Genomic DNA, 6,046 nt, shown 5'->3' on the forward strand with positions numbered 1-6,046 from the left:
CCGTCGCGTCACCGACCGCGTCGTCCCTTCGTCTGGCGGTAGTCGGTGTCGAGCAACTCGAGGAAGAACTCGACGTACGCCTCGGTCTGGTCGTCGGTCTGGTCGGCCGGGTGGACCATCGGCGCGAGCTCGAACCCGCGGCCGCGAATCGTCGACGCGTGCAGCTCCTCGACGTCGAGGTCGGCGGCGTCCGTCGTCGTGTACTCCTTCCCGAGCTCGGTGAGCGCGCGCTGGCCGACGGGCACGAGCACCTCGGGGTTGATGATTCGCACGTCGGCGTTCAGGTACGGCTCACAGGTCGTCACCTCCTCGTCGGTGGGCGCGCGGTCGGGGTGCCGGCAGCGCGCGAGGTACGTCAGGTAGGCGTTGTCCAGCTCCGGCTCGTCGCTGGACGGCAGCGAGTAGTTCAGGCCGACGCTCCCGAGGATGTGCTGGAAGCGCTCGCCGGCCTCGTCGCCCGTGAACGGGACGCCGGTCTCCTCGGCGCCCTCGCTGGGGGCTTCGCCGACGAACACGAAGTCCGCACCGACGTCGCCGTAGCCGTGGACGACGCGCTCGCGGACGTCGCAGAGGCCGGGACAGTTCCGGCAGTCCTCGTCCATCCCGTAGGGGTTCCGCGGCCCCTCCTGGTGTGCGTCCATCAGCGACCAGTAGGCGCCCGCGGCCCTTGTGTCCGTTCCCGCGCAGCTACCGAACCCCGCGCTCGCCTCTGCTCCTCCGCAGCCATCGAGACTTGAGTCACTCGTTGCGCGGGCTGCTCGGGTGGTAGTCCGTGTCGTACTCGCCGGGCTGGCCGTCCAGCCGGTCGGGGTTGATGCGCCCGCCGAGCAGCATGAAGTCCAGAATCGTCACGTTGAGCATCGCTTCGACGACGGGGACGCCGCGCGGCGGCAGCACGGGGTCGTGGCGGCCGACGACCTGCGCTTCCTTCTCCTCGCCGGTCTCCCAGTCGACGGTCTGCTGTTTCTTCGGAATCGACGTGGGCGCGTGCAGGGTGACTTCGCCGTAGATCGGCTCGCCCGTCGTGATGCCGCCCTGCAGGCCGCCGTGGTCGTTCTCCGCGGGCACGGGGTCGCCGTCCTCGCCGAACTCCCAGTCGTCGTTGCGCTCCTTCCCCGCGTACGTCCGGGCGTCCCGGCCGAGGCCGAACTCGAAGGCCGTGGTCGCGGGCACCGACATCATCGCCTGCCCGAGCCGCGCCTCCACGGAGTCGAACCGCGGCGCGCCGAGGCCGCGGGGCACCCCGCGGACCTCGAAGTAGATGGACCCCCCGATGGAGTCGCCGCGCTCCTGGTAGTCCTCGATGAGTTCCTGCATCTCCGCGGCGGTCTCGGGGTGCGCGCAGCGCACGTCGTTGTCCTCGGTGTGTTCGAGCATCTCCTCGAAGGACACCTCGGGCGCCTCGACGTCGCCGATCTGGTTCACGTGGGCTTTCACCTGCACGCCCTCCTGCTCCAGAATCTCCTGGGCGATGGCGCCCGCGGCGACCCAGTTTACGGTCTCGCGCGCGGACGAGCGCCCGCCGCCGCCCCAGTTCCGCGTGCCGAACTTCGCGGAGTACGTGAAGTCGCCGTGGGAGGGCCGGGGCGCCGTCACGAACGGCTCGTACTTCCCGGACTGGGCGTCCTTGTTCTGGATGGTCATCCCGATGGGGGTGCCCGTCGTGTAGCCGTCCTGAATCCCGGAGTTGATGGTCACCTCGTCGGGCTCGCCGCGCGAGGTCGTGATCATCGACTGGCCGGGCTTCCGCCGGTCGAGTTCGCGCTGGATCGTCTCCTCGTCGAGCTCCAGTCCCGCGGGACAGCCCGACACCACGACGCCCATCCCGGGGCCGTGGCTCTCACCGTACGTCGTCACCTGGAAGAGCCGCCCGAACCGATTACCGTTCATTACCGGAGCATACGTCCCGAGGGGCTTATGACTTGCAGTCCGCGCAAGCCACTCCCACGACGAACGGCCCGCGCCCCTACTGGTCGACGGCCGCGCCGAGGTCCGCGAGCGCGTCGAAGAAGTCCGGGAAGGAGACGTCGACGTGCTCGCCGCCCGCGATGGTCGTCTCGCCGTCCGCGACGAGCGCCGCGACGGCCAGCGACATCACGATGCGGTGGTCGCCGCGGCCGTCGACGCGCGCCCCCGAGAGGTCGCTGTTCCCGCCGTGGACGACGAGCTCGTCGCGGTACTCCTCCACGTCGGCCCCGAGTTTCGCGAGCTCTTCGGCCATCGCGGACACCCGGTCGGTCTCCTTGTAGCGGACGTGCTCGGCGTCCGTAATCGTCGTCGTGCCGTCCGCGGCCGCGCCCAGCACCGCGATGGTCGGCAGCAGGTCCGGGGTGTCCGCGACGCCCACCGTGACGCCGTCGAGGTCGCTGCGACCGACGACGATTTCGCCCGCGTCGCGGTGCCACTCGACGTCCGCACCCATCTCCCGGAGGACGTCGACGATGGCGGCGTCGCCCTGCGCGCTCGGGTGGGCGCCCTTCACGACCACGTCGTCGCCGCCCGCGAGCGCGCCCGCCGCCAGCAGGTACGACGCCGACGAGAAGTCCCCGGGGACGGCGTACTCGCCGTCCGTCGGTTCGTACGTCTGGCCGCCCGGAACGCGGTAGCCGTCGCCGTGTTCGGCGGCGTCGACGCCGAACGACTCCAGCACGTCCAGCGTGATGTCGACGTACGGCGCGGACTTCAGTTCGGTCGTCAGCTCGAGGTCGACGCCGCGCTCGGTCACCGCGCCCGCCATCAGCAGCGACGTGACGAACTGCGAGGAGACGTCGCCCGGCATCTCCACGCGCCCGCCGTCCATCGGCCCCGCCACGACGAGGGGCGCCTGCCCGTTCCCGCGAGTCGAGCGCGCGCTCCCGCCGAGGTCCTCGATAGCGTCCAGCAGCGGGCCCTGCGGCCGCGAGCGCAGCGACCGGTCGCCAGTGAGCACGGTCGTGCCGTCCGCGAGCGCCGCGGCGCCCGCGACCAGTCGCATCGTCGTCCCGGAGTTCGCGCAGTCCACGACGTCCGCCGGCACGTCGGGCGCGCCGAGGAACCCCGTGACCTCCCAGTCCGGCCCCGTGCGCTCGGCGTCGCCGCCGAAGTGGTCGACGGCGCGCGCGGTCGCCCTCGTGTCCGCGCTCACGAGCGGGTTCCGCACGAGCGCGCCCTCCGCGTACCCCGCCGCGAGGAGCGCGCGGTGCGTGTAACTCTTCGACGGCGGGGCGCGGGCGGTCCCCGACACTCGGGAGTTCGCGACAGTGACGTCCATGCGTACGGCGACGGCAGGCGCCGCCATGAGGGTTCCGACGGCGGCGACTGGCCGACCGGAGGCGGTAGGATTTTGCGGCGGCCGGGACGACTCTCGTCCATGGCCCCCGACTTCGCGCGCCTCGACGAGTTCCTCGACGAGCGAGGGCTCGACGGGTACGCGTTCCACGACGACGCCGCGAACAGCGACCTCTACTACGTGACGGGCTTCGCCGCGCCGGACCCGTACTTCGCCGTCTACACGCCCGAGGAGACCGCCGTCCTCGTCTCCTCGCTGGAGTACGGCCGCGCGAAACGCGAGGGGCGCGCGGACACCGTCAAGCGCCACGCGGACTACGACTTCCGGGAGAAACACGCCGAACACGGCGAGCGGGAGGCGCAGGCGCTGATGGCCGCGGAGTTCCTCGCGGACGTCGGCTGCGAGTCCGTCGCCGTCCAAGCGCAGTTCCCCGTGGGGACGGCGGACGCGCTCCGCGACCACGGCGTCGACGTCGACCCCGACCACGACGGCGTGGTGACGGACGTGCGCGCGACCAAGACCGACGCGGAAGTCGAGCACGTGCGGGCCGCCCAGAAGGCCAACGAGGCCGCGATGGCGCGCGCGGAGGAACTGATTCGCGGCGCGGACGTCGGGGACGACGGCGTGCTCGTCCACGACGGCGACGCGCTCACCAGCGAGTTCGTCAAGCAGGAGATCGAGGTCGAACTGCTGCGCCACGGCTGCGCGCTCGACGAGACCATCGTCGCGTGCGGCCGGGACGCCGCGGACCCGCACAACCGCGGGAGCGGCCCGCTGGAGGTCGGCGAGCTCGTCGTCGTGGACATCTTCCCGCGGGACAAGGACTCGAAGTACCACGCCGACATGACGCGGACGTTCCTCAACGGCACCCCCAGCGACACCCAGCAGGAGTGGTACGACGTCACCTACGAGGCCATGCGGGCCGCGCTCGACGCCGTGGAACCCGGTGTGACCGGCGAGGAGGTCAACCAGGCGGTCGTCGACGTCTACACCGACCACGGCTTCCCCACGGTCTACACCGACCCCGAGACGGAGACGGGGTTCATCCACTCGACGGGCCACGGCGTCGGCCTCGACGTCCACGAGCAGCCGTCGCTCTCGCAGGGCGGCGAGGAGCTCCGGCCGGGTCACGTAATCACGGTCGAACCGGGGCTCTACGACCCCGAGGTGGGCGGCGTGCGCATCGAGGACATCGTCGTCGTCACCGAGGACGGCTACGAGAACCTCACCGACTACGACGTCTCGCTCGCGGACTGACCGCTCGGGGGACTCGGTCCGGCCGTCCGCTCACTCGGTCGGCGGCTCGCGCGCACCGTCGGCTTCCCGCTCCGTCGGGCGCTCGCTGGCCAGCCGAATCGAGTAGTTCACCAGCGACTCCATGCGGTCCAGCGACTCCGTCGCGGCGGCCAGCTCCGCCGAGTCGTCGTCGGCGTCGCGGGCCGCCTCGAGGTCCGCGCGGAGCACGTCGATGGACTCCAGCAGGTCCGAGGAGAGGAGGTTCGTCAGCTCGAGCAGGTGGTCGGCGCGCTGGGCGTCCTCGTCGTCGACGACCGTCCGGAAGTGGACGGAGAGGCCGTCCTCGGAGGGGAACGCCCGCACCTCGAAGGTCTTCTTCAGCGGCTCGTAGTGCTCGCGGAACGTCACCGGCTCCTGGGTGGCCATCGCGCGGTGGTACTCCGTGTAGAAGCTCGTGCCGACGGCGCCCGGGAACGCCTCCCAGACGTCCTCGCCGACGACGTCCTCGGCGTCGACCTCCAGATCTCCTCGGCGGCGTCGTTGAGGTACGTGAACCGCCAGTCGCGGTCGAGCGCGAAGAAGCCGTCCGTGACGCGCTCGTAGACGTTCCGCGCGAGGTCGTTCAGCATCGCGACGTCCTGCTCGGCGCGGTAGGACGCCGCGGCGTCGTGGCAGGCGTCGGCGAGCGCGGCGAGCGGGTCGCTTCCTCGCCGTGCCGGACGTAGTCGGTGACGTCCAGCGAGATGGCGTCGCTGGCTATCGAGTCCGCGTTCGCGGCCTCGTAGACGACCGCGGGGACCGCGGGGTCTGTGTCCCGGACGCGCCGCAGGAGTTCGAGGCCGTCGGTGCCGTCGGCGGCGTGTTCGACGGCGACGCAGTCGACGGCCTGCTCCGCGAGCACGTCGACGGCGTCCGCAGGGGTCGACAGGGCGGTGACTGTCAGCGACGCGTGCTCGGGGAGCGCGCGTTCGACCGCCGCGCGCGACCGCCGGTGTGCGCTGACGAACGCGACGTGCATCGGGTCACCCATGTGGGGGAGTCACTCGGAGGTAGGGCGACACGCGGGTTAGTCACTTGTGGCTCCGTCGCGGGCCTGGAGGTCGTGGAACACCGCGAGGAAGTCCTCGTCGTCGAGGTCGGTGACGCGCTGGTCGAGCTTCTCGCGGAGCTCGCGGATGTCCTCGCAGAGCTGCTGGTAGCGCTCGTCGGCGGCGAGCTCGGCGTCGGTCTTCGTCGTCTCGATGGTCGCGCGCTTCGACGCCAGCGCGAAGTACTCCTGGACCTCCTCGTTGTACAGCGAGCGCACGAGCAGCTGCTTGACGAGTGCTTCGAGCTCGTCGCGCTCGACGGGTTTGACGACGTACGCGTCGAAGCCGAGTTCGAGCGTGTCGAAGTCCGGGTCGACGGCGGTCACCATCGCCACCTGGCAGTCGTAGTCGTGGTCGTGGATGGCGGCGAGCACGTCGTCGCCGGAGCGGTCCGGCATGTGGCGGGTCGAGGAGGACGACGCGACATCCTCGTCGGCCTCCTCGAGCGCTCGCT

General features: G+C 71.1%; 8 protein-coding genes. 2 read left to right on the top strand and 6 right to left on the bottom strand.

The annotated features are described in order from the left end of the window. Window positions 1-8: 8 nt before the first annotated feature. The 3 genes from GJ634_RS13520 to aroA form a co-directional block, all read right to left on the bottom strand. The gene (locus GJ634_RS13520) at window positions 9-641 is read right to left on the bottom strand and encodes a uracil-DNA glycosylase family protein (RefSeq protein ID WP_157503398.1); all 633 of its coding nucleotides are present in this window, start codon (window positions 639-641) and stop codon (window positions 9-11) included. 97 nt (window positions 642-738) lie between these two features. After that, complete coding sequence (gene aroC / locus GJ634_RS13525; protein WP_157503400.1) at window positions 739-1,890, bottom strand: chorismate synthase; 1,152 nt, start codon at window positions 1,888-1,890, stop codon at window positions 739-741. A 76-nt stretch (window positions 1,891-1,966) separates the two neighbouring features. Next, window positions 1,967-3,250, bottom strand: a complete 1,284-nt coding sequence (gene aroA, locus GJ634_RS13530) for a 3-phosphoshikimate 1-carboxyvinyltransferase (protein WP_157503402.1) — start codon at window positions 3,248-3,250, stop codon at window positions 1,967-1,969. 99 nt (window positions 3,251-3,349) lie between these two features. Here aroA and GJ634_RS13535 point away from each other — a divergent pair, with 99 nt between their 5' ends. Next, window positions 3,350-4,525 carry a Xaa-Pro peptidase family protein gene (locus GJ634_RS13535; protein WP_157503404.1) on the top strand — a complete coding sequence of 392 codons (1,176 nt, stop codon included), beginning with the start codon at window positions 3,350-3,352 and terminating at the stop codon, window positions 4,523-4,525. A 30-nt stretch (window positions 4,526-4,555) separates the two neighbouring features. Here the strand turns inward: GJ634_RS13535 and GJ634_RS13540 are convergent, their stop codons facing one another. Then, window positions 4,556-4,930, bottom strand: a complete 375-nt coding sequence (locus tag GJ634_RS13540; RefSeq protein WP_157503406.1) for a hypothetical protein — start codon at window positions 4,928-4,930, stop codon at window positions 4,556-4,558. 6 nt (window positions 4,931-4,936) lie between these two features. Here GJ634_RS13540 and GJ634_RS13545 point away from each other — a divergent pair, with 6 nt between their 5' ends. Further along, window positions 4,937-5,107: a hypothetical protein gene (locus GJ634_RS13545; RefSeq protein ID WP_157503408.1), complete on the top strand. Its 171-nt coding sequence runs from the start codon at window positions 4,937-4,939 to the stop codon at window positions 5,105-5,107. Between the two features lie 19 nt (window positions 5,108-5,126). Here the strand turns inward: GJ634_RS13545 and GJ634_RS13550 are convergent, their stop codons facing one another. Continuing rightward, window positions 5,127-5,534, bottom strand: a complete 408-nt coding sequence (locus GJ634_RS13550) for a response regulator (RefSeq protein WP_157503410.1) — start codon at window positions 5,532-5,534, stop codon at window positions 5,127-5,129. Between the two features lie 36 nt (window positions 5,535-5,570). After that, on the bottom strand, window positions 5,571-6,046 hold a 476-nt coding region (locus GJ634_RS13555; protein ID WP_157503412.1), incomplete at its 5' end, for a HalX domain-containing protein.

Source organism: Halobacterium sp. CBA1126 (assembly GCF_009741975.1).
In the GTDB taxonomy this organism is placed as follows: domain Archaea; phylum Halobacteriota; class Halobacteria; order Halobacteriales; family Halobacteriaceae; genus Halobacterium.

Coding starts and splice junctions, on each gene's coding strand:
- aroC (WP_157503400.1), bottom strand. CDS start 1,890: ATGAACGGTAATCGGTTCGGGCGGCTCTTCCAGGTGACGACGTACGGT.
- GJ634_RS13535 (WP_157503404.1), top strand. CDS start 3,350: ATGGCCCCCGACTTCGCGCGCCTCGACGAGTTCCTCGACGAGCGAGGG.
- GJ634_RS13540 (WP_157503406.1), bottom strand. CDS start 4,930: ATGGCCACCCAGGAGCCGGTGACGTTCCGCGAGCACTACGAGCCGCTG.
- GJ634_RS13550 (WP_157503410.1), bottom strand. CDS start 5,534: ATGGGTGACCCGATGCACGTCGCGTTCGTCAGCGCACACCGGCGGTCG.
- GJ634_RS13520 (WP_157503398.1), bottom strand. CDS start 641: ATGGACGCACACCAGGAGGGGCCGCGGAACCCCTACGGGATGGACGAG.
- aroA (WP_157503402.1), bottom strand. CDS start 3,250: ATGGACGTCACTGTCGCGAACTCCCGAGTGTCGGGGACCGCCCGCGCC.